Source organism: Pseudoduganella sp. R-31, from assembly GCF_049913235.1.
Classification (GTDB): domain Bacteria; phylum Pseudomonadota; class Gammaproteobacteria; order Burkholderiales; family Burkholderiaceae_D; genus Rugamonas.
On the sequence record NZ_CP183986.1, the window covers coordinates 2,419,790 to 2,445,690 of the forward strand.

Sequence of the window (25,901 nt, forward strand, 5' to 3'; positions counted from 1 at the left end):
CGAGCGGTCGAATCGGATGACAAGCGGTTGCTCAGGAGCTGTGCCGGCGGCGCCGGGCGCGCAGGGGGAAGACGAACCACGTGCCGATCAGCAGCAGGAAGGCGGCCAGTCCTCCGGCCGCGCTGCCCATATCGCTGCCGGTGACCATGTAGAGCACCACGGCGATGTCCATCGCCAGGCCTGCGGCCAATGGCGCGAGGGCGTAGCAGATGGCGCGCGAAGAAATGGTGATCGCATGCATGGAAACCTGGCCTGGTTCGGCGAGGCGATGGTAGGCGGCCGGCAACATGACCAGCGCGATGGCCACCACCACCAGCGCCAGGGCAGCAGCGTGGCAGTCCTGGGCATAGACCGGCAGCTGCTCGAAACGGTCGTTGAAGACGGCAATGGCCTGGAAGCCGAACAGGGCCTGGATACCTGGCAGTATCATGCGCGCCTCTTCGATGATGCGGCCCATCTGCTCTTTCAATGACTCTTGCTCGGTGTGCTCGTCCATGCCGTCGATTCTAGCGAGCAGCCGTTTTGACAGGCGCGCGCCTGTGCTGCCACGACCTGCTGCGCCACCAGCCCGGCGCCGTAGCTGGACATGTGGTCATCATCGAAATACAAGGCCTTGCCATCCTTGACGGCGTAACAGCGCGCAGCGTCACAGAACAGCGTTTCCGGCCGCAGGATGCGCACGCCTGCAGGCAATTCACCCAGCCGCTGCTCCACGAAGGCGCTGCGGCGGCGCCACCAGTCGGTCGTGACCCCATCCACCGTGCGCGGATCGTCGGCCTGGCGTATCAGCTTATCCACCTGGCGCGGGAGTTCGGGCGCCTGCAATACCACGGTGACATGCTTGCCCGCGCTGGCAAAGTGGTTCAATATCGTCTTGTACGAGGCCCAGATGGCGTCGCGCTTGGCATCGCTGAATTCGTCCGGCAGGCGCGGGTAAATGCCTTCATGGTCGCCAAACAGGGCACTGTGGATGCGGTAGCTGACCACGACCTCCTTGATATGCGGATCGGCGGCGATGAAGTCGACGGCCTCGCGCGTCCAGTCGCTGCAGCCGGGATTGGTGTCGGCGCGCTGGTAGGAAGGCGAGCAGCCGCTGAAGCTGAACTGGCGCACACCCTGGTGGCGGCCGTTCAACTGTACCGCCAGCGCGTGCGCCAGTTCGATCGCATGGCTGTCGCCGAACACTGCCCATTCCCCGGCGGGACCGTTGAAGGCGCAGGCGTCTTGCGGCTTGCGGTACTCCAGACCCTTGGTATGGCAGGCAGCGCGCTCCGGGCTTGCAGTGACAGTGCGCAGCACCTCTTCCTGCTGCGGGGTGGTCTTGACGCTGCGCATGCCGTTGGTCTTGTGGCCCGCCATGCCGATTCCGAAGAACAGCAGCGAGCCGGCAATGGCGAAGGCGAATATTTGTTGCCGGCCAAACCTGCTGCGGTTGCGGAACGGCTTTTCGACGAATTGCCAGCTAAGATAGGCCAGCACCAGCGTCAGCACCACCAGCGCGGCCATCAGGGCCGGACTTGGCCCGTCCAGGCTACGGTGGCGTGCGAATGCAAGGATAGGCTGGTGCCACAAGTAGGCGCTGTAGCTGACCAGGCCGACGCCAACCATCAGCCGGCTGCCCAGGATCTTGCCGACCGTGGTCGACGGGACTGCGAACAGGATGATCAGCGCTGCGCCGACCGTGGGCAGGAGCGCGTACACACTGGGGAAGGGCGTGTATTTGCTGAAAGCGAAAATGCCGGTGCCGATCAGGCCGAGGCCGGCAAGGCTGGCAAGTTCGCGCGTGCGTTGCGAATGCCGGCCGGCGCCGGGGCGCGACATGTAATAGGCGCACAGCGCGCCGATGGCCAGCTCCCAAGCGCGTGTGGGCAGCAGGAAGAAGGTGGCGGAAGGGTCCCTGGCCACACCCCATTGCGCCGCACCGAGGCTGGCCAGCGCCGTGCCGACCAGCACCGCCAGCAGCAGGCGCTGGTCGCGGCGCCAGAACACCATCAGGAACAAGGGGAACAGCAAGTAGAACTGTTCTTCGACCGCCAGGCTCCAGGTGTGGAGCAGGGGCTTGAATTCGGCCGAGCTGTCGAAGTAGTCGCTCTGCTCCCAGAACAGGATATTCGACGCGAAGGCGGTGACGGCCACCAGGCTTTGCGCAAAGCCTTTCAGGTCGTCCGGCACCAGCCAGAGCCAGGCGAACGGCAGGCAGGCAAACAGCAGCAGGAATAGCGCCGGCAGGATGCGGCGCGCCCGTCTTTCATAGAAATTGAGGATGGAGAACTGGCCAGCTTCCAGCTCGTGGATCAGGATCGTCGTGATCAGGTAGCCGCTGATGACGAAAAAGACGTCGACGCCGACGAAGCCGCCGCCAAAGAACTGGAACCCTGCGTGAAACAGGATTACCGGCAGGACGGCAACCGCCCGCAGACCATCGATTTCCCTGCGATATTCCATGTAATGCCCCTGAACTCAACGCAAGAAGATACTACGGGATTGTCATTGATGCAATATGCTGTGGCGTCGACGCCTCGGCTCAGGGTTCCTGCTCTTCGCGCAGGCGGCGCCACAGCGTCGTGCGGCTGATGCCCAGGTAGTCGGCGGCGGCGTCACGGCGGCCGCCGAAGCGGGCCAATACTTCGGTGACGCTGTTCGGCGCGGGGGCGGATGCATGGGGCGCAGGCAGTTGCGTTGCCGCCTGCGGCAAGGAATGCAGTTCGGGCGCGACGCCTGCAACGAAGCTGGGCGTCAGGGCCTGCAGCGGTTCGGCGGCGAGGAACAGGGCGAGGCGTTCGGTCAGGTTGCGCAGTTCGCGTACATTGCCGGGCCATTCATAGCGCAGCAGCAGGGGCGCGCAGGCGGCCAGTTCGGCCGGCAGGTTCGGATGGGCGCGCGCGCCCAGGCTGGCCAGGGCGGTACGCAACGACCATTCGGCCAGCGGCAGGATGTCGGTCGGGCGCTCGCGCAGCGGCGGCAGCGACAGGCGCAGCACGGCCAGGCGGTAGAACAGGTCGGGGCGGAAGCGGCCCTCGCGCACCCTCGCTTCAAGGTCGCAATGGGTGGCGCTGATGATGCGTACATTGACCGGAATCGGCCGCGTGCCGCCGACCCGCACCACTTCGCGTTCTTCCAGCACGCGCAGGAGCCGGGTCTGCAGTGCAAGCGGCATTTCGCCGATTTCGTCGAGGAACAGGGTGCCGCGGTTGGCTGCTTCGAACAGGCCGGCGTGGCCGCCGCGCCGGGCACCGGTAAAGGCGCCTTCCTCATGGCCGAACAGTTCCGACTCCAGCAGCGATTCGGCGATCGCGCCACAGTTCACCGCGACAAAAGGACGGTTGGCGCCGCCCAGCGTGCGCGGGGATTCGCGGTGGATGGCTTGCGCCACCAGTTCCTTGCCGCAGCCGGTTTCACCCTGGATCAGCACAGTGGCAGGCGACTTCGCGTACAGCACGACCGCCTGGCGTACGCGCTCCATCGCCTCGGACTCGCCGCGCAGGTCGGCCAGTCCATGCTTGGCGCGCAAGGTGTCGGCCACCACGTGGCGCCTGCTACGGTTGGATTCCAGCTGCGCCAGGCGCGCCAGTTCAAGTGCGTCGTCGAAGGCCTGGCGGATCGATGCGGCGGAATAGACAAAAACGCCGGTCAGGCCGGCTTCTTCGGCCAGGTCGGTGATCAGGCCGGCGCCGACGATGGCCTTGATGCCGGAGGCCTTCAGGTCATTGATCTGGGCGCGTGCATCTTCCTCGGTTGCATAGGTGCGCTGCTCGATCGGCACGCCGAAGGTGGCGGCGAATTCCGCCAGCGCCGGCATGTCTTCCTGGTAGGTGATCACGCCGATGCGGTCGGAAACCTTGCGGGCGCGCGCCAGGGCCTGCATGAAATCGAAGCCGCTGGCCTTGGCGATCACCACGGGCACCGACAGGCGTCCCTTCAGGTAGGCCGCATTCGAGCCGGCCGCAATGACGGCATCGCAGCGCTCCGTCGCCAGGCGTTCACGGATATGGCGCGCAGCCTCGTCGAAGCCAAGGTTGATCGGTTCGATATCGGCCAGGGCGTCGTATTCCAGCGTGATGTCGCGGAACAGCTCCGACAGGCGCGAGACGGAAACCGTCCAGATCACCGGCTTGTCGGCCGGGTCGAAGGGCAGGGGAGTGGAATGTCGCATGTTTCACCTGAAACGTTTCACGTGTTTCAACCTGAAACATTATACTCTGGCGCCCGCGTTGCAAGTGCTTGATTTTGCTGGGAAGCCACGGCTGGCATGCCACTTGCACTATGGACGGCAAACATTCCTCAAACAGAAAGGACATCATGAGCCAATATTCCGCAGGCGCCGCCTTCCGCAAGGCCGTGCAAGAAGAATCCCCGCTGCAGGTGGTGGGCGCGATTAACGCCAACCACGCCCTGCTGGCCAAGCGCGCCGGCTTCAAGGCGATCTATCTGTCGGGCGGCGGCGTGGCTGCGGGCTCCCTCGGCCTGCCGGACCTGGGCATCTCCAACCTGGACGACGTGCTGACCGACGTGCGCCGCATCACCGACGTGTGCGACCTGCCGCTGCTGGTGGACGTGGACACCGGATTCGGCGCCTCCGCCTTCAACGTGGCGCGCACCGTGAAGTCGATGATCAAGTTCGGCGCCGCCGCCATGCATATCGAAGACCAGGTGGGCGCCAAGCGTTGCGGCCACCGCCCCGGAAAGGAAATCGTCTCCAAGGGCGAAATGATCGACCGCATCAAGGCTGCCGTGGACGCGCGTACCGACGAAAACTTCGTGATCATGGCCCGTACCGATGCGCTGGCCGTGGAAGGCCTGGACGCCGCAATCGACCGCGCAATGGCCTGCGTGGAAGCCGGCGCCGACATGATCTTCCCTGAAGCGATGATTTCGCTGGATATGTACAAGCAATTCGCCGCAGCGGTAAAAGTCCCGGTGCTGGCGAATATCACCGAATTCGGCTCCACCCCGCTGTTCACCGTGGAAGAACTGAAGTCCGCCGACGTGGGCCTGGTGCTGTACCCGCTGTCCGCCTTCCGCGCCATGAACAAGGCTGCGGAGAATGTGTACACCGCGATCCGCCGCGACGGCACCCAGCAGAACGTGGTCGACACCATGCAGACCCGCGCCGAATTGTACGAGCGCATCAACTATCACGATTTCGAACAGAAGCTGGACGCCCTGTTTGCAGCCGCCAAAAAATAATTCGACGATCCGAGGAGAGACCAAAATGACCGAGCAAGCCCCAACCTTCAAGCCTAAGAAATCCGTCGCCCTGTCCGGCGTCGCAGCCGGCAATACCGCCCTGTGCTCCGTAGGCAAGACCGGCAACGACCTGCACTATCGCGGCTACGACATCCTGGACGTGGCCACCACCTGCGAATTCGAAGAGATCGCCTACCTGCTGGTGCACGGCAAGCTGCCGAACATGGCCGAACTGAAAGGCTACAAATCCAAGCTGAAATCCCTGCGCGGCCTGCCGCAAGGCGTGAAGTCGGCGCTGGAAGCGCTGCCTGCATCGGCTCACCCGATGGACGTGATGCGTACCGGCGTTTCCGTGCTGGGCTGCTGCCTGCCTGAGAAGGACGACCACAATATCGCCGGCGCGCGCGACATCGCCGACCGCCTGATGGCTTCCTTCGGTTCCATGCTGCTGTATTGGTACCACTACAGCCATAACGGCAAGCGCATCGATGTGGAAACCGACGATGAAACCATCGGCGGCCACTTCCTGCACCTGCTGCATGGCGAAAAGCCGTCCGAATCGTGGGTGCGTGCAATGCATACCTCGCTGATCCTGTACGCGGAGCACGAGTTCAATGCCTCCACTTTCACCAGCCGCGTGATCGCCGGCACCGGTTCCGACATCCATTCCGCCATCACCGGCGCGATCGGCGCGCTGCGCGGTCCCAAGCACGGCGGCGCCAACGAAGTGGCGCTGGACATCCAGCAGCGCTACGAAAACGCGGACGAAGCGGAAGCCGACATCCGCAACCGCGTCGCCAACAAGGAAGTGGTGATCGGCTTCGGCCATCCCGTGTACACCGTGTCCGACCCGCGCAACGTGGTGATCAAGGAAGTGGCGCGTTCCCTGTCGCAAGAAGCCGGCTCGATGAAGATGTTCGACATCGCCGAACGCCTGGAGTCGGTGATGTGGGAAGTCAAGAAGATGTTCCCTAACCTGGACTGGTTCTCCGCCGTGTCGTACCACATGATGGGCGTTCCGACCGCCATGTTCACCCCGCTGTTCGTGATTTCGCGCACCTCCGGCTGGTCGGCGCACATCATCGAGCAGCGCATCGACAACAAGATCATTCGTCCAAGCGCCAATTACGTCGGACCTGAAGACCTGGCCTTCGTACCGATCAAGGATCGCAAGTAATCATGAACTCCCAATACCGTAAGCAACTCCCTGGCACCAAGCTGGGTTATTTCGACGCGCGCGAAGCGGTCGATGCGATCAAGCCGGGCGCCTACGCCACGCTGCCGTACACCTCGCGCGTGCTGGCGGAAAACCTGGTGCGCCGCTGCGACCCGGCCACGCTGACCGCGTCGCTGTCGCAGCTGATCGAACGCAAGCGCGACCTGGACTTCCCATGGTTCCCGGCCCGCGTGGTGTGCCACGACATCCTGGGCCAGACCGCGCTGGTCGACCTGGCCGGCCTGCGCGATGCCATCGCAGAGCAGGGCGGCGATCCTGCCCTGGTCAATCCGGTGGTGCCGACCCAGCTGGTGGTCGACCACTCGCTGGCAGTGGAATGCGGCGGTTTCGATCCGGACGCCTTCAACAAGAACCGCGCCATTGAAGACCGCCGCAACGAAGACCGTTTCGACTTCATCAACTGGACCAAGAAGGCGTTCCAGAACGTCGACGTGATCCCGCCGGGCAACGGCATCCTGCACCAGATCAACCTGGAACGCATGTCGCCGGTCATTCAAGTGAGCGATGGCGTGGCCTATCCGGACACCCTGGTAGGCACCGACTCGCACACCCCGATGGTTGACGCGCTGGGCGTGATCGCCATCGGCGTGGGCGGCCTGGAAGCGGAAACCGTGATGCTGGGCCGCGCCTCCTGGATGCGCCTGCCGGACATCATCGGCGTTGAGCTGAGCGGCAAGCCACAGCCCGGCATTACCGCGACCGACATCGTGCTGGCGCTGACCGAGTTCCTGCGCAAGGAAAAAGTGGTCTCGGCCTACCTGGAGTTCTACGGCGAAGGCGCCGCCGCACTGACCCTGGGCGACCGCGCCACGATCTCGAACATGGCGCCGGAATTCGGCGCCACTGCCGCGATGTTCTCGATCGATGCGCAGACCATCAAATACCTGAAGCTGACCGGCCGCGACGACGACCTGGTGGCGCTGGTTGAAACCTACGCGAGGCACACCGGCCTGTGGTCGGACGACCTGGCAAAGGTGGAATACGAACGCGTGCTGAAGTTCGACCTGTCGACCGTGGTGCGCAATATCGCCGGTCCTTCGAACCCGCACAAGCGCGTCCCAACCTCCGAATTGGCAGCGCGCGGGATATCGGGCGTGGTGGAAAACGAGCCAGGCAAGATGCCTGACGGTGCCGTGATCATCGCTGCCATCACCAGCTGCACCAACACCAACAACCCGCGCAATATGATCGCGGCAGGCCTGCTGGCCCGCAACGCGAACAAGGCCGGGCTGCTGCGCAAGCCGTGGGTCAAGTCTTCGCTGGCGCCAGGCTCGAAAGCCGTGACGCTGTACCTGGAGGAAGCAGGCCTGATGCCTGAGCTGGAAAAGCTGGGCTTCGGCGTCGTGGCGTACGCCTGCACGTCCTGCAACGGCATGTCCGGCGCGCTCGACCCGGTGATCCAGAAGGAAGTGGTGGAGCGCGACCTGTACGCCACCGCAGTCCTGTCTGGAAACCGCAACTTCGACGGCCGCATCCACCCGTACGCCAAGCAGGCCTTCCTGGCATCGCCGCCGCTGGTGGTGGCCTACGCCATCGCCGGCACCATCCGTTTCGACATCGAGAAGGATGTGCTGGGCCACGATGCCGCCGGCAAGCCGGTCACCCTGAAGGACCTGTGGCCGAGCGATGAAGAGATCGACGCGATCGTGGCAAGCAGCGTCAAGCCGGACCACTTCCGCAAGGTCTACATCCCGATGTTCGCGCGCAGCGAAGAAGCTGCGGAACGCGCCGAGCCGCTGTACGACTGGCGTCCGCAATCGACCTACATCCGTCGCCCTCCTTACTGGGAAGGCGCGCTGGCAGGCGAACGCACGCTGAAGGGCATGCGCGCGCTGGCCGTGCTGGGCGATAACATCACCACCGACCACCTGTCGCCATCGAACGCGATCATGATGGACTCCGCTGCAGGCGAATACCTGCACAAAATGGGCCTGCCGGAAGAGGACTTCAACTCCTACGCCACCCACCGCGGCGACCACCTGACCGCGCAACGCGCTACTTTCGCCAACCCGACGCTGAAAAACGAAATGGTGCGCAATGCCGACGGCAGCATCAAGGCCGGTTCGCTGGCCCGTGTGGAGCCGGAAGGCAAAGTGACCCGCATGTGGGAAGCCATTGAAACCTATATGGACCGCAAGCAGCCGCTGATCGTGATCGCCGGCGCCGATTACGGCCAGGGCTCTTCGCGCGACTGGGCAGCCAAAGGCGTGCGCCTGGCGGGCGTGGAAGCCATCGTTGCCGAAGGCTTCGAGCGCATCCACCGCACCAACCTGGTGGGCATGGGCGTTCTGCCGCTGGAGTTCAAGGCTGGCGTCAACCGCCTGACCCTGGGCATCGACGGCACCGAAACCTTCGACGTGATCGGCGAACGCGCGCCACGCGCCACGCTGATCCTGGTGATCAACCGCAAGAACGGCGAACGCGTGGAAGTGCCGGTGACCTGCCGCCTCGACTCGTCGGAAGACGTATCGATCTATGAGGCAGGCGGCGTGCTGCAGCGCTTCGCGCAGGACTTCCTCGAAACCGCAAAGGCTGCGTAAATGGCACACAAACCGCAAATCAAGGTAGCTGCCACGTATATGCGTGGCGGCACCAGCAAGGGCGTGTTCTTCCGGCTGCAGGACTTGCCGGAAGCGGCCCAGGTGCCAGGCAAGGCGCGCGACGCCTTGCTCCTGCGCGTGATCGGCAGCCCGGACCCGTACGGCAAGCAGATCGACGGCATGGGCGGCGCGACATCGAGCACCAGCAAGACGGTGATCCTGTCCGCCTCCACCCGCGCCGGCCACGACGTGGATTACCTGTTCGGCCAGGTCAGCATCGACAAGGCCTTTGTCGACTGGAGCGGCAACTGCGGCAACCTGTCGGCGGCAGTGGGCGCGTTTGCCATCAGCGGCGGCCTGGTGGCGCCGGCCCGCGTGCCGCGCGACGGCATGGCCGTGGTGCGCATCTGGCAGGCCAATATCGGCAAAACCATCATCGCGCACATTCCGATGACCAACGGTGAAGTGCAGGAAACCGGCGACTTCGAACTGGATGGCGTGACCTTCCCGGCGGCCGAAGTCCAGCTTGAATTCATGGACCCTGCGGCGGAGGAAGAGGGGGCAGGCGGTTCGATGTTCCCGACCGGCCGCCTGGTCGACGACCTGGAAGTTCCGGGCGTCGGCACGCTGAAGGCGACCATGATCAACGCCGGCATTCCGACCATCTTCATCAACGCGGATGCCATCGGCTACACCGGCACCGAGCTGCAGGAAGCGATCAACGGCGATGCCGCTGCCCTGGCAAAGTTCGAGACGATCCGTGCGCACGGCGCAGTGCGCATGGGCCTGATCAAGGACGTGTCGGAGGCGGCCACCCGCCAGCACACGCCAAAGGTCGCCTTTGTCGCCCCGCCCACCGGCTATGCCGCGTCCAGCGGCAAGCAGGTGCAGGCCGGCGATATCGACCTGCTGGTGCGTGCGCTTTCGATGGGCAAGCTGCACCACGCGATGATGGGTACCGCCGCCGTGGCAATCGGCACGGCGGCGGCGATTCCCGGCACGCTGGTCAACCTGGCCGCCGGCGGCGGTGAACGCGAAGCAGTGCGCTTCGGCCATCCATCCGGCACGCTGCGCGTCGGCGCCCAGGCCAGCCTGGAAAACGGCGAGTGGACCGTGAAGAAGGCCATCATGAGCCGCAGCGCGCGGGTCTTGATGGAAGGTTGGGTACGGGTACCGGCCGAATAAGCCTTGCGCGCCCGGCTGCCGGCCGGGCGCGCATTTTAAAGCTGCAGTGAGAGCGCGTCCAGCATGCGGGATACCGCCGCACCGGCGTTGGACCTTGCTTTGGCGATGGCGCCCCGCAGTTGCGTGGCTTGGCCGCCGATGTCCAGGCCGTAGCAGGCCAGGGCATTGATCGAGTCGAGCGCGGCGATCGTCACGTCATCGTCTCCCTCTTGCATCAGCCGAAGCAACAAATCGAAACTCCGAGTCTGATTCGTGACTTCGCTGAGCGTTTCTGCGCATGAGCGCTGCCAGAGCCGGGGGCGTTCTGCCAGCAGGTCTTGCAACATGATCCACTCTTGGTCGGAAAATGCCTCCAGGAAGGCAATGGCGTCGAGGATACCGACGTCAGCCCAGTAGTCATCGCATTCGCGCACGCCCCTCAGCAGGGCATCATAATTTTTCAGCGTGTAGTTCATCCGAACAGACCGAGATCAGACCTTGCACGTCTTCTGCACGCGTGCTGTGGCGAGAGGTCAACTGATCCAATAATTGCTGCAGCCTTCCTCGCAGGGAAACTGGCAGTTGAACCTCCATATCGTCTAGTTGGCTGGCAGCGATTGCCGCGACATCGAGGCAGGACGATGACATAAGCAGCGTCGTCAAAACGCCAATTCCATCGTTGCTCCTGGACTCGCCAACTGCCTCGGCACAGCGCTCCTGAAGGCATGCGGAAAATGACAGGACCCTGGACTGCAGGTCGCTCCAGTCATCGGAGGTAAATTCATTCAAGGCTTCGCTAGCGATCTCCAGGTTGTATTCAAACCAGGGGGAGCTTTCATTGCCAAGCAGTCTTTCAAATTCACCTGTACTCATCATCCGATATCGTCTTCATCATAGAACTTTCCGGGAGGGCCATATTCCCCGTTCTCTAGTACCGGACACCAGCCAAAGCTTGTGTCGAACATGGCCAGGTCGATGATCTTGTAAATGCCCGGCTGCGCAATTTCCAGGGTCACCATGCCAAACGTGTAATGGGTGTACAGACCGCCAATGCCCGAAATAACCCGCTCGTGAAGCAGCTTCCAATCCCAGCCCTGCACAACACCTGTCGATCCCGGTAATGGATCCAAAAATTCGATCTCGAATTCCTCGGCTACCTTGCAAAGGCAAGGGATGTTTTTTTGCCGGGTCACTTCTTCCGAACTGAGGTTCTTTGGCAAATCAATTTGCAGGTACAAACTCACTACTTCTCCTGGAGCTCATTAGCAGTGCATCGTATCTGCTTAGCGCTGGCCCTCATCTTCCGAAATCGTCTTCTTCGTCATCATCAGAGAATTTTCCTGGGGGAGCGTAGTCTCCGTTTTCCAGGATCGGGCACCAACCAAAGATTCTGTTAAAGAACGCCAAATCGACGATCCTGTAAACGTCCGGCTGTACCTGGTCGAGGGTCACGAGACCAAATGCATAGTGCGTATAAAGCCCTCCCGCGCCGGCGACAGCACGTTCATCGAGCAATCGCCTGTCCCAGCCCTGAACCACGCCGGTCGCCTCTGGCAGCGGGTCCATGAATTCGATCTCGAATTCCTTGGCTACTTTACATAGGCACGGGATATTCTTTTGCCGGATCAGGTCAGCGGTGACCAGGTTCTTGGGCAGAGAAATGTTTAACTGCAGACTCACTTATTTACTCCTCGGTACTATGACTTCCCGCGTATAGTTTTTCTCAAATGTGCTAACCGGGCTGAAATACTGCTTGCCGTGAGGGTCCCGGATCGCAACAACCGGTACGCCGTTCCTCGTCGTCACGCCATCGACAACAATGAAGTGACGGAAGCTGGAACCGCCCGTTCTATCTTCAATGACAGCAACGACAGGTGTTCCATCCTTAGTATAACGTGCCAGGTCATTCACGTTGCGCCCAGTCCTGTAATTGGCGCGAACGCCTTCGGACTTGAACAGGGCAACGACGTCCTGCGGATAAATGCCATCCTTGCCGGGTGGGATGCGTTCAATCAGCGCGCCAATCTCAACGGGTTTTCCCATCGTGTCCAGGACCATGCCGCAGGAATTATGGCCGCAGGTCGGTACCCGCCCCTGGTTGACCACCAAGCGGTCCCCATCGCGCGGCATCGCATCGTCCTTCAGCGGGTTGCGGGCCGGGTTGGTATTGACAGTCGGTTCGCCTGCAGGACTCTTTGGAGACCAGAGCTTGCCGCCTTTGGCACCCAACAAGCCACCCAGCAAACCGCCGCCCAACATCGACCACTTCTGTCCATCGGACCCTTCGCCAAAGACTTTTCCACCCACCCAACTGCCGCCCATGCCACCAAGTATGCCGCCGGCAAGGCCGCCAATCGCTACGAGGGGCGCCGCCAAGACAAATGCAGCGCCTGCCCCCACGACGAACATGGTCACATGTACCCAGGTGGGCACCAGGTCTTCGGCGTGAATTTCGTCGGTCTGCACAGTCTCGCCGCCGATGTTCACGTTGGGAGAACCCTTGGTGATGGTGGCGCTGCAGGTCGTCTTGTCGTCGACACGCGCGGCAGGCCAGCTGTTGATGAACACCTTATTGCTGCCGGTCGCCACCTTTTCAGTGTCCGTATGCTTGTCGCATTTTGCCGTGTCGAGATGGGCACGTATGGCGCGCAGGCTGTTGGTGAAGACATTGGGCGAGCCAGTCGTGGTTATATTTCCCACTTCTTCCTTGGGAGCCCAACTCATGGTGCTCAATACTTCGCCGATGCCGCCGCCGGCGGCGGCAGCGCCGCCAATGATGGCAGCGGCAGCCAGGCCGCCAGTGCCGACGACAGCAACCGCCGTCACGGCGATGGCCGCGGCGGCAATCACGCCGGCCAACAGCCAGCTCATGGTCGGGCTATGGCCGATCGGGTCATTCAGCCTTGCAGCAGCCTGCGCCATGGCTAGCCTGCCTGCCGCTCAAGGAAGCTGCGCACCGCATCGAGGTGCGGAAGGCCCGGGATGTCCATCGGGGGATCGTAGATAGCCGCCAGGTGCAGGTTGTCGAGCAGGGTGGCCGCATCAGGATCGGAATGGGCGGCGAGCTGGTACATGCCTGTGTTGCGCAGCCCCGGATCGTAGGAATTGGGCGCCGTGAAATGCGGCTGCAGACGGTTGCCGGCAGCGTCGAAAAACGCCCAGGTTTCCAGCTCCACTTCGCGCGGATCGGTCCTGCGGCAGGCCTCGCCCTGGTTTGCGAAGACGTGCAGGCTGCGCCGGCGGGCGGAAAGCGCGAAGGTATAGGGCTGCGTGGCCACGACGACCTTGCGTTTTGGAGCTGCCGCGGCCACGCTCAAGGGATTGCGCAGCGTCATGCTGGCGAGGAGGCCGTCGAACGCTGCGTTCCATTCGTCGCTGAAGGCATTCAGGCAGGTGGCGGCGACCATCATGGCTTGCCGCGTGCCGGGCGCTGGCCCTTCGACCAGCACGATGGCCTGGCGCTGGTGCATGAAGTTGCCGTCCTTGCGCCAGCTATAGGCCAGCTCGATCGCCGGCGAGCCGCCGACTTGGCATTCCTTCAGGCCCCGCAGCTGGAAGCGGGGCAGGGCGCGGCCCAGTTCCTTTTGCAGGCGGTCGCCGAAGTCGGCCAGGCTCTCTTCCCGCTGAACGTCGGCTTGGGTGATCACTACGCTGAATTCACTGGGCCCGTCGTCGCGCACGACGAACATGTGCATGGACTTGTCCTTGAGCGGTGCCGGAAGCTCGAAGGTGGCGCTGTTGGTGTGATATTGCATGGTTGTCGGCTCCTACTTGTTCAGGTCGATACGGTCGCTACCGACGATGTCGACATACTTGCCCTGGATCGTGATGGTGCCGTCGGCGCGCAGTTCGATCTTGCTGGCGCCGACCTGCAGCGTGATGTCGGTGTTGGCCGTCAGGTGAATGTGCTGGGTGTCGGATTTAATGTCGACAAATTTGCTGGCGCCCACTTCCACGTGCTCGGTTTCGGCTTTCAGCTGGATGTGCTTTTTCGCCGTGGCGGCAATGTGTTCGGTCTCCGCCTTGAGTTCCACGAATTTCTTTGCGGTGGCGCCGATATGCTCCGTTTGCGCCACTACTTCGACATGTTTTTTCGCGGTCAGGGCGATATGTTCGGTCTCCGCCGTCAGCGCGATATGCTGCTTGGCCCGCTGGTCGATATAGGATGTCTCGGAAACGATTTCGATCTGCTGCTTGACCGTGTTGCGCTGGTAGCCCTGGCTCACCGTGTTGGTCTGGTGCGGGCCATTGACGGTCGTCGCGTGCGCATTCTGCACGGTCGTGACCATGTCCTTCTGCGCGTGGATGTTGATCAGCTCCGAGCCCTTGGAGTCGTGGATCACCATTTCGCTGTAGCCGCCACCGCCCGGCGTGGAGCGGCTCTTGAAGCCCATCATATGGGCGCCGCCGGGCAGTGCGTAAGGCGCCGGCTGGTCGGCGTTGAACAGGCGGCCGGTACAAACCGGGCGGTCCGGATCGCCTTCCAGGTAGTCGATCAGTACTTCCTGCCCGATGCGCGGGATGGAAACCGTGCCCCAGCCCTTGCCGGCCCACGGCTGCGAGACGCGGATCCAGCAGGAACTGGCTTCGTCGCGGCGGCCGTAGCGGTCCCAGTGGAACTGCACCTTGATGCGGCCATACTGGTCGGTGTGGATTTCCTGCCCCTTCGGGCCGACCACGGTGGCGGTCTGCGGGCCGGGCATGCGCGGCGAACGATGCTCGCGCACCGGGCGATAGGGGATCTTGCGGCGGATCGCCGTGAAGCTGTTGCGATAAACGTCGCTCTGGTCGCTGCCGAAGAAATTGTTGCGGCAGTTGATTTGCACGCCGATGACCAGGAAATCGTTGTCCTTTTCGTCGGTGACGTCGAACCAGTGGTGGCCGTGCAGCTTGAAGGTGTGGCCCGGCGCCAGGCCGCGGCAATCGGATTCGCCGGCAAACAGCTTGGCCTGCCATTCCATGGCTTCCATGCGCAGCTGCGCCTCGCGCTCGCCGCTGTCGCGGTCCTTGTAGGAGAAGGCCGGGTTGCCGTCGTAGACTTCGAGCGTCGGCACATCACCCTGTCGCGCGGCGGTCGGCAGTTCCACATATTGCACCGTGTTGGGCGACTTGAAGTCGAAGGTATTGAGAGCGACCTTGGTCGGTTGCAGCACACGCCGTGCGGTGAAGGCCGTGACGGCATCGCGGTCGTGCCAGCGGTTGCCGCCATTGAATTCGATGTCGGCATGTGCGGACTGCGGCGGGCAGAACGAGCTGTCACGCGAGTCGTCGCTGATCACCATGACGTGGCCTTCTTCGCTGTGCTCGAAGTAGTAGAACAGGCCATACTTCTCCATCAGGCGGCTGGCGAAGTGTTCGTCGGTTTCGTCGTACTGGACGATGTAGTTTTCCGGCAGGTAGGTCCTGGCGGTGCGGAATTCATAGGCCGCCAGGCTGCCGTAGTCGGAGCTGAAGATCTGCGTCAGCACATCGACCACGCTGGCGTCCTGGAAGATCCGCGAGTTGGTGCGGCGCTGCAGGAAGGCCAGCCAGGGCACGATTTCGGCGTGGTAGAAGGCGAACCCGCCATCCGATCGGGTGAATCCGAATACGTTGACATAGCCGTTGATGAAATGCTCGCTGCCGTCGGCCAGGCGCACGCCGACGCTGACGTTCTTGCCCAGCAGGTCTTGCAGGTCGATGCTGGAGCTCTTGGAGAGCAGGCCTAGCGTGTAGCGGTAAGGCGACGACAGCCTGGCTTCGCCGGTGACCGTTTCGACCAGCAGGGCCTTGTCGCCCTCCAGCGGCGAGTAAAAGCGCAGCAGGCGGCTGCCTTCGTGGAATGCGGCAAAGGGGCCGCTGCCAACTGCCTCCTGCAATGCCGCCAGGTGCGGCTTCATGACGGCCGGCGCATATTCCGGGGCCGGCGACATGAAGTCCTTGATGGCCAGGCCGGCCAGCGGGTGTTCTTCGATTTGCAGCGCCCTGGCAACGGCCGACGCGGCGACGGGCGCGGCTTGTTCGGCAGCGTACGTCCCCGCGGCACCAGGCTCGGGGGCCCGGCCTTCAGCAGCGTGGAGCCGGACGGCCTGGGATCCGGCGGTCAGCGCCTCCTCGGCAACCGGCGCCTTTTCCGGCGCGAGCAAGCCGCCGAGGCTTTGCACGGCCAGGGCGGTCGCGCCTTGCGTCAGCGCGCTTGCCGGCGCTGCAGCAGGCGCGTCGCCGCTTGCATTCGTGCCAAATCCGGCGCCAAGTCCGCCGATCGCGGTTTGCGCCAGTTGCGCAGCAGCGGGTGGGATTTTGTCTTGCGCCGCCATCTCAACTGCAGTGGGCACGATGTTGTCGGCCAGCTTGCCGACCAGCGACGATGCGCCAGGCGCTTCGCCCAAGGGCGACGACGCCAATGCTGTCTTGCCATCCAATGGTCCAAACGACATTCAGGCAACTCCTATCAATTATCAAGTTGCGACAAGCGCGTATCTAACGTACTTATCAAATAAGCAAACTTGCGGACGATACCAAATTGCGCCGAATTACTTCGCACGGTTGAAACTGGATGGTGGATTACTGCGTGGCGGCAAAAAGACATGTTTTTGTTGTAACAATGTCAGCAAGCCCGGCCTTTTCTTTGACTAGCCAGGTTTGTACGCTATGATCGGCTGGATACCCCCGGAGTCCAGGCGTACATGAATTCTGTTTCGAGTAATGTTGAAGTTGTGGCCAATGCCTTGCAATTGGTCGGAATGCCAGCCTGCGCCTGCGATGCGGACGGCCTGGTGTTCGCTTCCAACGCCGAATTCGACGCCTTGCTGCGATCCGATCCGCGTGGCCGCAACGTGGTGGAAATGTTTGCCCGCCATGTGCGCGCCGAAGCGAATGCGCAGTTGAATGCCGCGCTGGTGGTGTCCGCGGCATTGCCGAACATGGCGCCGCGCACAGCGCCCAAATGGGACAGTGTGCTCACCAACGCCAGCGGCAATTACGTCGCGGTGCAACTGACCGTCAAGGCGCTGCCGGGCGGGCTGGATGGCGGCGCCACCATCATCTTCAACGATATCAGCAGTGCCCAGCGCGACCAGCGTGCGCTGCGCAAGGCCATGCTGGAGCAGCAGGCCATCCTGGAAAATGCGGCAGTTGGCATCATCCTTGCCAAGAACGGCTATATCGTCGAGTGCAATATGCGCGCTGCCGAAATGTTCGGCTATGCACGCCAGGAGCTGGAAGGCGCGCCAAGCGAAATCCTGTACTCGACGCCGGAAGAAGCGCTGCGCATCCGCACCGAGTATTTCCCGATGCTGGCGAAAGGCACGCCGCTGACGCTGGAGCTGCAGTTGCGGCGCCGGGACGGCAGCCTGTTCTGGTGCCGTTCCAACGGCCGTGCGCTGGACCCGGCCGATGCCCGCGAAGGCACCGTGTTCATCCTGGAAGACATCAATGAGCAGCGCATGGCGAACGAAGCAATGGGCCGACTGTTGCTCGAGCAGAAGGCGATCCTGGACAATGCCTCGGTCGGCATCCTGTTCACCAAGAACCAGGAAATCATGACGGTCAATCCGCGCATGGCTGAAATGTTCGGCTATACGCTGGAAGAGCTGCGCGGCCGCCACGCTTCGCAGCTGTTTGAAAACGTGGAGCAGCACACGGCCTTCGGCCTGCAGGCGGGGCCCTTGCTCGCTGCCGGCCAGCTGTTCGAACTGCGCGAATGCCAGCTGGTGCGCAAGGACGGCAGCATCATCTGGTGCCGCGTGCGCGCCCAGGCCGTGGACCAGGAGCACAACGCAGGCGGCACCATCTGGATACTGGAAGACGTGACCGTTTCGCGCCAGACCCAGATGGAAGTCGAGGCCATCATGACCAATGCCTCGATCTCCATCCTGTTCACCAAGAACCGCCTGATCACGCGCTATAACCGCGGCTTTGCCGACATGTTCGGCTACCAGGGCGAGGAAGCGCTTGGCATGCCGGGCCGCGCCATTTATCCGGACGACGAGACCTATCATCGGGTCGGCGCCATTGCCGGCCCCCTGCTTAGCCAGGGCAAGCACTTCCACTGCGAAACGCTGATGCGCCGCAAGGACGGCAGCGACTTCTGGGCGCAACTGATCGGCTATGTCGTGAATCCGGAAGATCCGACCCAGGGCACGATCTGGATCATCGAGGATCGCACCGCGCAAAAGCATGACGAGGAATCGCTGCGCAATGCCTTGCTGGAAAACCAGGCAATCCTGGACAGCGCGGTGATGGGCATTTCCGTCTGCGAGAAGGGGCGCAACCTGCGCTGCAACGCCAAGATGGAAGAGTTGTTCGGCTACGGCCCGGGCGAAATGGCCGGCGTCAGCGTGCAGACCTTCTACCCCGACCTGGCTGCCTGGGACGCGGCGCGCAAGGCCACCGAAAAGGACTTCCTGGCGGGCCATGCCAGCTCCTACGAATACCAGCTTGTGCGCAAGAATGGCAGCAGATTCTGGGCACGTCTGTCGGGGCGTCCATTCGACATGGCCGACCCCAAGGGCCGCTCGGTATGGCTGATCGACGACGTCACCTCACGCCGCGAAGCCGCCGAAGCAGTGCGCCGTGCGCGCGACGAACTGGAGGTGCGAGTGCTGGAGCGCACCGCCGAACTGGCCGGCGCCAACGCGCAACTGCAGGCTGAAATCGTGGAACGCCGCCAGGCCGAGGCCCGCGTGCACCATATGGCCTACCACGACAGCCTGACCGGCCTGCCCAACCGTGCATTGCTGGCCGATCGCCTGGATCGCGCCATGCTGGCCGCGCAGCGTTCGGAGCGCCGCCTGGCCGTGATGTTCATTGATCTCGACCGCTTCAAGACCATCAACGATTCGCTGGGCCACATGACCGGCGACGCCTTGCTGAAGGAAGTGGCGGGGCGCCTGGTGGGCGCGGTGCGCGCCAGCGATACCGTGGCGCGCCTGGGCGGCGACGAATTCGTGGTGCTGCTGCCGGGCATCCACGGCACGGACGAATCGAGCCACGTCGCGCAAAAGATCATCGACCTGCTGTCCGAGCCGATTGCGCTGGAAGGGCGCCTGCTGCATATCACGCCGTCGATCGGCATCTGCACCTATCCCGACGACGGCGGCGACGTCGCCACCCTGATGCGCAATGCCGATGCGGCCATGTATCACGCCAAGGCTTCCGGACGCAACAACTACCAATACTTCAACGAAGAGATGAACACGGCGGCGGCCATGCATTTCGAAATGGAGAGCGCGCTGCGTTCGGCGCTGCAGCTCGGCCAGTTCGAATTGCACTACCAGCCGATCATGGATATCGCCACACGCCGCCTGGCCACGCTGGAGGTGCTGCTGCGCTGGCGCCGCCCGGCCGGCGGGCTGGTGATGCCGGACCAGTTCATCCCGCTGATCGAGGAAAATGGGCTGATCGTGCCGATCGGCGAATGGGTGCTGCGGCGCGCCTGCGAGCAAAGCATGGAATGGCAGCGCCAGGGCATGGCGCCGGTGCCGATGGCGATCAACCTGTCGGCGCGGCAGTTCATGCACCGCGGCCTGGTCGATTCGATCCGCCGCACGCTGGAAGACACGGGCATCGATCCGGCGCTGATCGAATTCGAAATCACCGAAACAGCGCTGATGCAGCATGGCGAACAGACGCTGGCTATCCTGGGCCAGATCAATGCAATGGGGATCCGGCTGTCGATCGATGACTTTGGCACCGGTTATTCTTCGCTGGCTTACCTGAAGCGCTTCCCGGTGCGAAAGATCAAGATCGACCGCGCCTTCATCAAGGACCTGGAGCAAAGTGCGGAGGACCGCGCCATCGTGGCCGCGATCGTCGCCCTGTCGGACAGCCTGCAGCTGTCGGTGGTGGCCGAAGGGGTGGAGACGGAAGGACAGTTCCAGCTATTGCGCGAGCAAGGCTGTACTTATGCCCAGGGCTACCTGTTCTCGAAACCGGTGCTGGGCGTGCGCGCCCAGCTCATGATGGAGCGCCAGGCCGCTTAGGCGCCCAGGGTTGCAATCACCGGCGCGTGGTCGGAGGGCTGCTGCCACTTGCGCGGTGCGCGGTCGATCACGCAGGAAACGCAGCGCTCCTTCAGCGGCGCGGACAGCAGCACGTGGTCGATGCGCAGGCCTTTGTTCTTCTGGAAGCCCAGCATGCGGTAATCCCACCACGAGAAAGCCTTCTCCGGCTGTTCGAACAGGCGGAAGGAATCGTGCAGGCCGAGGTCGAACAAGGCTTGCAGGGCGGCGCGCTCCTTGTCCGAGCAGAAGATGTCGCCTTCCATCGCCGGATCGTGCGTGTCGCGTACATCGGGCACGATGTTGTAGTCGCCCAGCACGGCCAGGTGCGGGTTGCGCGCCATTTCTTCGCCCAGCCAGTCGCGGAAGCCGGCCAGCCAGCCCAGTTTATAGGTGTATTTGTCCGAGTCCAGCGCCTGGCCGTTCGGCACATAGGCACTGACCACGCGAATGCCGTTGATGGTGGCGGCCAGGATGCGCTGCTGTTCGTCCGGGTAGTGCGGATTGTTCTTGACCACGTCTTCCATCGGGTGGCGCGACAGGATGGCGACGCCGTTGTAGGTTTTCTGGCCGCTGAAGGCCACCTGGTAGCCCATCTCCTCGATTTCGCGGACCGGGAACTTGTCGTCGGTGAGCTTGGTTTCCTGGATGCAAAGCACATCGACCGGATTTTCGCCCAGCCATTTCGTAACGTGCGGCAAGCGAACGTTCAATGAGTTAACATTCCAAGTGGCTAATTTCATTTCAGTCTTTCTAATCAGGTGGGGGCAGATCTTATCAATACTCACTATGCTATGGGAAGCTGTCGTATTTGAGCCAAACAATGATTCTACGGTGACATCAAAATTGTGCTTTCTTGTCGCAAAAAAGGTGCCGCTGTAAAAATAATTTCCAATAGTGCTTCATAGTTATCAGATTGGTACTAAAATTACGGTATCAACAACCGTAAATGTCAATATAATTACAAGGTTGGTATCGAAGTTGTTTCCACGAAGCTGGGTGATTTTGCTTATTTACAACGGATTTGAATGTTGTCCTGCGTCAATAAGTGGTAATATAGGGAAACTAATTCCGATTTAACGAGCACTGCAAACTAAAGGAATACACATGCGATCTGCATTCGAAGCATGGGCGCAGAAGGACGGCCAAATCGTCCGTCGGCGCGAAGACAAGCCAGAAGAGTATCTGGTCTATGAGACACAACGTCGTTGGCTGATCTGGCAAGCGGCGTTGGAACATGGCAAATCGCCAAGCGGCCGCAAGTCGGCCCGCGAGGCAAGCGCCCGCGCAGCGTCCCAGCGCCCGCAAGCGATTGCTACTGCTGACGCCGAGGTGCGTAACGAAGTCCTGAACGAAGTCCTCGATGCGTTCCAGGGCATCGGCGCGAACAGCATGGACGACATCATGCACGTCATCCAGGGGCTGCGTCAGAAAAGAGGCCAGTCGGCCGACTGAGCCCGACTGCATGCCATCCAGGCTGAGCCGATCCGCGTTCGCTGCGCTGTGCGCAGCGGCGTTGGTCGGCTGCGCCACGTTGTTCGACTCGACCGAGCAGTCGGTGCTGGTGCAAACCGTGCTGGATCACCAGCAGGTGTCAGCCATCGGCTGCGTGCTCTCCAATGACAGGGGGCGCTGGTTCGTTACTTCCCCCGGGCGGGTGACGGTGCGCAAGAGCACTCAGCCGCTGGTGGTGGATTGCCGCCGCGAAGACGTCTGGGCTTATGACCAGATCGAAGCGCGCCAGAACGCCTCCAAGTGGGGCAACATCATCTTCACGCTCGGCGCCGGCCAGATAGTCGACAAGCAGACTGGCGCCGGCTTTGACCTGCCTTCCACGCTGACGGTCGTCCTGCAGCGCGGGGAGGGCGCCGCCGCGCGCGGTGCGCCGCCGCAGCAGCCGATGCCGACATCGTCGATCTACTAAACAAAAAAGCCGGGTCTCCCCGGCTTTTTTGTTGGTCACTCCAAATATCAGCCTGCGCGGCCGATCAGGAAGTTGGTCAGCAGCGGCACTGGACGGCCGGTGGCGCCTTTGGCAGCACCCGATTTCCAGGCGGTGCCGGCGATGTCGACGTGCGCCCATGGATACTTGCGGGTGAAGTTTTCCAGGAAGGCGGCAGCGGTGCACGATGCGCCGCCTGGGGAGCCGATATTGGCCAGGTCTGCGAAGTTCGACTTCAACTGTTCGTTGTACTGCTCGCCGATCGGCAGGCGCCATGCGGTATCGCCGGTTGCCTTGCCCGATGCCATCAGGGCGTCGGCCAGCGCGTTGCCAGCTTCATCGTCGCGTGCGAACACGCCGCTATTGTGGTGGCCCAGGGCGACGATGCAGGCGCCGGTCAGGGTTGCCACGTCGATCACGGCGGCCGGGTTGAAGCGCTCGGCGTAGGTCAGGGCGTCGCACAGGATCAGGCGGCCTTCGGCGTCGGTGTTCAGGATTTCGATGGTCAGGCCGTTCATCGAAGTGACGATGTCGCCCGGCTTGGTGGCGCGGCCCGACGGCATGTTTTCGCATGCAGCGACGATGCCGACTACGTTGGACTTCAGTCCCATTTCGCCGATCGCGCGGAAGGTGCCCAGCACGGAGCCGGCGCCGCACATATCGTATTTCATCTCGTCCATGCCGGGGCCGGCCTTGATCGAAATGCCGCCGGTGTCGAAGGTGATGCCCTTGCCCACCAGGACGGTCGGCGCATCCTTGGCCTTGCCGCCCTTGTGTTTCAGGACGATGAACTTGGGCGCCTGCTCGGAGCCGTTGGTGACGGACAGGAAGGAGCCCATCTTCAGGGCCTCCATCTGCTTGCGGTCCAGGATTTCGACTTCAAAGCCGAAGTCCTTGCCCAGTTTCTTGGCGACGTTGGCCAGGTAGGTCGGGGTGCAGACGTTGGCGGACAGGTTGCCCAGGTCCTTGGTCAGTTCCATGCCGTTGGCGGTGGCAACCGCTTGCGACAGCGCCAGCTTGTTGCCTGCGTTGTTCGCCACGGCCAGGGCCACTTTCCCGGGGCCTGCCCAGGCAGGGTCTTTCCTGGATTTCTGCGCGTCGGTACGGTACACGGCGTCGCGCCCGGCCAGCACCACGGAGCGGATCGCCCAGTTGGCGTCGCGGCCTTTCACTTCTTCCAGCGGCAGTGCGATAATAGCGTCGCTCGATGCGACGGTGCCCAGCGCCTTGATGGCGGCATTGATCGCGGAGCCGATGGCTTTTTCGGCGACTGCTTCATCGGCGCCCAGGCCTACCAGCAGCACGCGTTCCGCAGCGGCGCCTTTCAGGCCGCGCAGCAGCAGGGTGGTGCCGGCTTTGCCGGTAATGTCGCCGGATTTCAGTGCGGCGGTGATTTCGCCTGCGCTGTCGAGGGCTTTAGCCGCTTTCGAGAGCTTCTTGTTTTCGAAGACGCCGACCACGACGCAGCCGCTTTTGGCGCTGGCGATGGTGTTCTTGGCGTCGAGTGCTTTTATGCTAAAGTCCATTTGGTTTCTCCTTAATTTTGTAGAACGAATTATAAACGTCGAATGATTTTCCATCGCGCCCTCCGCCGAGAGCTGGTCAGCTCTGCCGGGGCTTCCTTTACGGTGCTGTTCTCGATCCTCCTGACGTGGACCCTGATCTCGATCCTCGGCAAAGCCGCAGGCGGCAAGGTCGCGTCCAGCGATGTCATCGCGCTTATTGCGTTCGCAGCCCTGAATTATCTGCCAATTGTCCTGATTTTCACCAGTTTTATTTCCGTGTTGATGGTGGTGACCCGCATCTACAAGGATTCGGAGATGGTGGTATGGTTTGCCGCAGGCGTCAGCCTGACTCGTTTCGTCAGGCCGGTGTTCCTGTTTGTCCTGCCGCTGGTCCTGCTGACCGGTGCGCTCAGTTTTTATGCAACGCCGTGGGCGCGCTCGAAGAGCGCCGAATATATTGAGCGTTTCTCCAAGCGGGAAGACCTGCAGAAGGTTTCCCCCGGCCAGTTCAGGGAATCCTCGTCGGCCAACCGCATCTTCTTCGTGGAAGGCGTTTCGGGCAGCAGCTCGGTGGTGCGCAATGTGTTCGTCAACCAGGTTGATGCCAAGGGTACTTCCGTCGTGGTGGCGAGCGAGGGCGTGATCGAGACGCTGCCCTCCGGAGATCGCCACCTGGTCCTGAAGAACGGTCGCCGCTATCAGGGCAAGCCGGGCGATGCCAGTTTCCAGAGCATGGAATTTGAGCGCTACAGCATGCGCGTCTCGCAGCAGTCGTCCGAGGGCGATGGCCAGAAGGAAACCAAAACCCTTCCGACGTTGGAGTTGATCGCCGCCGGTACCAATCCGGCCAAGGGGGAGTTGATGTGGCGCCTGTCGCTGCCGCTGGCCTGCCTGGCGCTGTCGATGCTGGCGATTCCGCTCGGTTTCGTCAATCCACGGGCGGGCAGTTCGGTCAACCTGATTCTCGCAGTGCTGATCTTCTTCACTTATAACAACCTGATCAACGTGTTCGAATCCGGTATCCGGCGCGGCAACTTCACGTTTGGCTTGAGCTGGTGGCCCTTGCACCTGGCGATGGCACTGGCAGTACTGGCATTGTTTGCCTGGCGCCTGAACGTGAATCACCGCTACCATCCACGCGCGATCTGGGCGGCATTCAAGCGAGGCGCGCGCAAATGAGCATCCTGCAACGCTATTTCTTCGTCTCGATCCTGCAGGCGGTCGCATTTGCACTGGCGGCATTGCTTGGATTGCAGGCATTCTTTGACCTGACCGGCGAGCTGCCAGTCGTCGGCAAGAACGGCTATGGCATGCAACATGCTGCCTTGTACACGCTGACGATGCTCCCTCAGCACGTGAACGAGGTGCTGCCTGTGGCGGCCCTGATCGGCACCATCTACACCATGGCGCAGTTCGCGTCGACTTCGGAATTCACGATCATGCGTGCCTCGTCCCTGTCCACGGGCAGGGCCGCGGTCATGGTCGGGAAGGTGGGACTGGTGCTGGTCGTTGTTGCCTTCATCTTTGGCGAACTGATTACGCCACGCCTGGCGCCGGTGGCGGAGAAAGTTCGCTTGATGGGCCGCGGCGCCACGGTGTCGTCGGAGTTCCGCTCTGGCATGTGGACCAAGGATATCATCAAGAGCGGAGGCATGACCGGCGATGTGCAGGGGACGCGCTTCTTCAATGTGCGCGAAGTGCGCTCGGATGGACAACTGGTGGATGTCAAGCTGTACGACTTCGACAACCGTTTCCGCCTGCGCACCCTGACGCTTGCCGAGACGGCCACTTTCAAAGGCAACAATACCTGGCTCCTGAATGGCGTGACGGAAAACATCTTCAGCAATCCGGCATTGCTGGCCGACGGCGCGCAAGCCAATCTGGCCAATAATTACGCGCAGGCGACCAGCTCGGTGGAGATCCAGCGGCATGCCAGCAAGGAGCTGATTTCGGAGATCACCCCGAAAATCCTGTCGGTCTCCGCATCCGATCCGGAACATATGTCGGCCAACGAGCTGGCGGTTTACACCCGCCACCTGCAGGAAAACAAGCAAGGTACGGAACGTTTCAAGATCGCCTTCTGGAAAAAGCTGTTCGACCCATTGGCCATCTTCGTGCTGATGGCGCTGGCACTGCCTTTCGCCTACCTGCATACCCGCTCCGGCGGCGTGAGCCTGAAAATCTTCATCGGCATCATGATCGGCGTCAGCTTCCTGCTGGTGAATACGCTGTTCTCGCATATTGGATTGTTGTCGGCGCTGCCGGCATTCCTGACGGCGCTAATGCCAAGCCTGCTATACCTGTTGCTGGCGCTGGGTGCCCTTTACTGGGTGGAGCGCCATTAGC

Annotated in this window: 21 protein-coding genes; 9 read left to right on the forward strand and 12 right to left on the reverse strand. The window is 62.3% G+C overall.

Going from position 1 to position 25,901, the window contains the following annotated elements:
- Positions 1-31: 31 nt before the first annotated feature.
- The 3 genes from ACN9MY_RS11040 to prpR all read right to left on the reverse strand — a co-directional run bounded on the left by ACN9MY_RS11040 (position 32) and on the right by prpR (position 4,153).
- Positions 32-496, reverse strand: coding sequence for a DUF6328 family protein (locus ACN9MY_RS11040; protein ID WP_426337325.1), 465 nt, complete (start codon positions 494-496; stop codon positions 32-34).
- Complete coding sequence (locus tag ACN9MY_RS11045) at positions 466-2,445, reverse strand: acyltransferase family protein (RefSeq protein ID WP_426337326.1); 1,980 nt, start codon at positions 2,443-2,445, stop codon at positions 466-468. The genes ACN9MY_RS11040 and ACN9MY_RS11045 overlap by 31 nt, the downstream gene beginning before the upstream one ends.
- A 79-nt stretch (positions 2,446-2,524) precedes the next feature.
- The gene (prpR, locus tag ACN9MY_RS11050) at positions 2,525-4,153 is read right to left on the reverse strand and encodes a propionate catabolism operon regulatory protein PrpR (RefSeq protein WP_426322373.1); all 1,629 of its coding nucleotides are present in this window, start codon (positions 4,151-4,153) and stop codon (positions 2,525-2,527) included.
- Between the two features lie 146 nt (positions 4,154-4,299).
- On the opposite strand from prpR, the gene prpB reads away from it, so the two are divergent.
- Genes prpB through prpF form a run of 4 tightly spaced genes read left to right on the forward strand, consistent with a single transcriptional unit; the run spans position 4,300 to position 10,149 of the window.
- Positions 4,300-5,187 carry a methylisocitrate lyase gene (prpB, locus tag ACN9MY_RS11055; RefSeq protein ID WP_426170622.1) on the forward strand — a complete coding sequence of 296 codons (888 nt, stop codon included), beginning with the start codon at positions 4,300-4,302 and terminating at the stop codon, positions 5,185-5,187.
- A gap of 25 nt (positions 5,188-5,212) precedes the next feature.
- Positions 5,213-6,364, forward strand: a complete 1,152-nt coding sequence (prpC, locus tag ACN9MY_RS11060) for a bifunctional 2-methylcitrate synthase/citrate synthase (RefSeq protein WP_426170623.1) — start codon at positions 5,213-5,215, stop codon at positions 6,362-6,364.
- A 2-nt stretch (positions 6,365-6,366) separates the two neighbouring features.
- Positions 6,367-8,964 carry a Fe/S-dependent 2-methylisocitrate dehydratase AcnD gene (gene acnD / locus ACN9MY_RS11065; protein WP_426337327.1) on the forward strand — a complete coding sequence of 866 codons (2,598 nt, stop codon included), beginning with the start codon at positions 6,367-6,369 and terminating at the stop codon, positions 8,962-8,964.
- Positions 8,965-10,149 (forward strand): 2-methylaconitate cis-trans isomerase PrpF, encoded by a 1,185-nt coding sequence (gene prpF / locus ACN9MY_RS11070; RefSeq protein ID WP_426322379.1) that lies wholly within the window; start codon positions 8,965-8,967, stop codon positions 10,147-10,149.
- 35 nt (positions 10,150-10,184) lie between these two features.
- On the opposite strand, the gene ACN9MY_RS11075 is transcribed toward prpF, so the two are convergent.
- The 7 genes from ACN9MY_RS11075 to tssI are packed head-to-tail and all read right to left on the reverse strand — an operon-like array spanning position 10,185 to position 16,544.
- Positions 10,185-10,604 (reverse strand): hypothetical protein, encoded by a 420-nt coding sequence (locus ACN9MY_RS11075; RefSeq protein WP_426337328.1) that lies wholly within the window; start codon positions 10,602-10,604, stop codon positions 10,185-10,187.
- Entirely contained in the window at positions 10,579-11,004 is a 426-nt protein-coding gene (locus ACN9MY_RS11080; RefSeq protein ID WP_426322383.1) for a hypothetical protein, read from the reverse strand. Before ACN9MY_RS11080 ends, ACN9MY_RS11075 begins: the two co-directional genes overlap by 26 nt.
- Positions 11,001-11,372 (reverse strand): hypothetical protein, encoded by a 372-nt coding sequence (locus ACN9MY_RS11085; RefSeq protein ID WP_426170630.1) that lies wholly within the window; start codon positions 11,370-11,372, stop codon positions 11,001-11,003. The genes ACN9MY_RS11080 and ACN9MY_RS11085 overlap by 4 nt, the downstream gene beginning before the upstream one ends.
- Before the next feature lie 52 nt (positions 11,373-11,424).
- On the reverse strand, positions 11,425-11,808 hold the full coding sequence (locus ACN9MY_RS11090; RefSeq protein ID WP_426322385.1) for a hypothetical protein: 384 nt from the start codon (positions 11,806-11,808) through the stop codon (positions 11,425-11,427).
- Entirely contained in the window at positions 11,809-13,050 is a 1,242-nt protein-coding gene (locus ACN9MY_RS11095; RefSeq protein WP_426170633.1) for a PAAR domain-containing protein, read from the reverse strand.
- A 2-nt stretch (positions 13,051-13,052) separates the two neighbouring features.
- A complete protein-coding gene (locus ACN9MY_RS11100; RefSeq protein ID WP_426170635.1) occupies positions 13,053-13,883 on the reverse strand; it encodes a DcrB-related protein in 831 nt (276 codons plus the stop codon).
- Between the two features lie 12 nt (positions 13,884-13,895).
- Positions 13,896-16,544: a type VI secretion system tip protein TssI/VgrG gene (gene tssI, locus ACN9MY_RS11105; protein WP_426337329.1), complete on the reverse strand. Its 2,649-nt coding sequence runs from the start codon at positions 16,542-16,544 to the stop codon at positions 13,896-13,898.
- 249 nt (positions 16,545-16,793) lie between these two features.
- Between tssI and ACN9MY_RS11110 the strand changes: the two genes are divergently transcribed.
- The gene (locus ACN9MY_RS11110; protein ID WP_426337330.1) at positions 16,794-20,090 is read left to right on the forward strand and encodes a sensor domain-containing protein; all 3,297 of its coding nucleotides are present in this window, start codon (positions 16,794-16,796) and stop codon (positions 20,088-20,090) included.
- Here the strand turns inward: ACN9MY_RS11110 and xth are convergent.
- Positions 20,087-20,851 (reverse strand): exodeoxyribonuclease III, encoded by a 765-nt coding sequence (xth, locus tag ACN9MY_RS11115; RefSeq protein WP_426170640.1) that lies wholly within the window; start codon positions 20,849-20,851, stop codon positions 20,087-20,089. The two genes, ACN9MY_RS11110 and xth, sit on opposite strands and share 4 nt — an antisense overlap.
- 364 nt (positions 20,852-21,215) lie before the next feature.
- Between xth and ACN9MY_RS11120 the strand changes: the two genes are divergently transcribed.
- On the forward strand, positions 21,216-21,563 hold the full coding sequence (locus ACN9MY_RS11120) for a hypothetical protein (RefSeq protein ID WP_426170642.1): 348 nt from the start codon (positions 21,216-21,218) through the stop codon (positions 21,561-21,563).
- A gap of 10 nt (positions 21,564-21,573) precedes the next feature.
- Positions 21,574-22,032, forward strand: a complete 459-nt coding sequence (locus ACN9MY_RS11125; protein ID WP_426337331.1) for a hypothetical protein — start codon at positions 21,574-21,576, stop codon at positions 22,030-22,032.
- A 47-nt stretch (positions 22,033-22,079) separates the two neighbouring features.
- On the opposite strand, the gene ACN9MY_RS11130 is transcribed toward ACN9MY_RS11125, so the two are convergent.
- Positions 22,080-23,576, reverse strand: a complete 1,497-nt coding sequence (locus ACN9MY_RS11130) for a leucyl aminopeptidase (protein WP_426322395.1) — start codon at positions 23,574-23,576, stop codon at positions 22,080-22,082.
- 42 nt (positions 23,577-23,618) lie between these two features.
- Between ACN9MY_RS11130 and lptF the strand changes: the two genes are divergently transcribed.
- Both lptF and lptG read left to right on the forward strand, forming a co-directional pair.
- Positions 23,619-24,734 carry an LPS export ABC transporter permease LptF gene (gene lptF / locus ACN9MY_RS11135; protein WP_426170646.1) on the forward strand — a complete coding sequence of 372 codons (1,116 nt, stop codon included), beginning with the start codon at positions 23,619-23,621 and terminating at the stop codon, positions 24,732-24,734.
- Positions 24,731-25,900 (forward strand): LPS export ABC transporter permease LptG, encoded by a 1,170-nt coding sequence (gene lptG / locus ACN9MY_RS11140; protein ID WP_426170648.1) that lies wholly within the window; start codon positions 24,731-24,733, stop codon positions 25,898-25,900. Before lptF ends, lptG begins: the two co-directional genes overlap by 4 nt.
- The last annotated feature ends 1 nt before the right edge of the window (position 25,901 follow it).

Bases quoted from the DNA above. Each gene is read 5' to 3' on its own strand.
- ACN9MY_RS11040 (WP_426337325.1), bottom strand. From the start codon at position 496: ATGGACGAGCACACCGAGCAAGAGTCATTGAAAGAGCAGATGGGCCGC.
- ACN9MY_RS11045 (WP_426337326.1), bottom strand. From the start codon at position 2,445: ATGGAATATCGCAGGGAAATCGATGGTCTGCGGGCGGTTGCCGTCCTG.
- prpR (WP_426322373.1), bottom strand. From the start codon at position 4,153: ATGCGACATTCCACTCCCCTGCCCTTCGACCCGGCCGACAAGCCGGTG.
- prpB (WP_426170622.1), top strand. From the start codon at position 4,300: ATGAGCCAATATTCCGCAGGCGCCGCCTTCCGCAAGGCCGTGCAAGAA.
- prpC (WP_426170623.1), top strand. From the start codon at position 5,213: ATGACCGAGCAAGCCCCAACCTTCAAGCCTAAGAAATCCGTCGCCCTG.
- acnD (WP_426337327.1), top strand. From the start codon at position 6,367: ATGAACTCCCAATACCGTAAGCAACTCCCTGGCACCAAGCTGGGTTAT.
- prpF (WP_426322379.1), top strand. From the start codon at position 8,965: ATGGCACACAAACCGCAAATCAAGGTAGCTGCCACGTATATGCGTGGC.
- ACN9MY_RS11075 (WP_426337328.1), bottom strand. From the start codon at position 10,604: ATGAACTACACGCTGAAAAATTATGATGCCCTGCTGAGGGGCGTGCGC.
- ACN9MY_RS11080 (WP_426322383.1), bottom strand. From the start codon at position 11,004: ATGATGAGTACAGGTGAATTTGAAAGACTGCTTGGCAATGAAAGCTCC.
- ACN9MY_RS11095 (WP_426170633.1), bottom strand. From the start codon at position 13,050: ATGGCGCAGGCTGCTGCAAGGCTGAATGACCCGATCGGCCATAGCCCG.
- ACN9MY_RS11100 (WP_426170635.1), bottom strand. From the start codon at position 13,883: ATGCAATATCACACCAACAGCGCCACCTTCGAGCTTCCGGCACCGCTC.
- tssI (WP_426337329.1), bottom strand. From the start codon at position 16,544: ATGTCGTTTGGACCATTGGATGGCAAGACAGCATTGGCGTCGTCGCCC.
- ACN9MY_RS11110 (WP_426337330.1), top strand. From the start codon at position 16,794: ATGAATTCTGTTTCGAGTAATGTTGAAGTTGTGGCCAATGCCTTGCAA.
- xth (WP_426170640.1), bottom strand. From the start codon at position 20,851: ATGAAATTAGCCACTTGGAATGTTAACTCATTGAACGTTCGCTTGCCG.
- ACN9MY_RS11120 (WP_426170642.1), top strand. From the start codon at position 21,216: ATGCGATCTGCATTCGAAGCATGGGCGCAGAAGGACGGCCAAATCGTC.
- ACN9MY_RS11125 (WP_426337331.1), top strand. From the start codon at position 21,574: ATGCCATCCAGGCTGAGCCGATCCGCGTTCGCTGCGCTGTGCGCAGCG.
- ACN9MY_RS11130 (WP_426322395.1), bottom strand. From the start codon at position 23,576: ATGGACTTTAGCATAAAAGCACTCGACGCCAAGAACACCATCGCCAGC.
- lptF (WP_426170646.1), top strand. From the start codon at position 23,619: ATGATTTTCCATCGCGCCCTCCGCCGAGAGCTGGTCAGCTCTGCCGGG.
- lptG (WP_426170648.1), top strand. From the start codon at position 24,731: ATGAGCATCCTGCAACGCTATTTCTTCGTCTCGATCCTGCAGGCGGTC.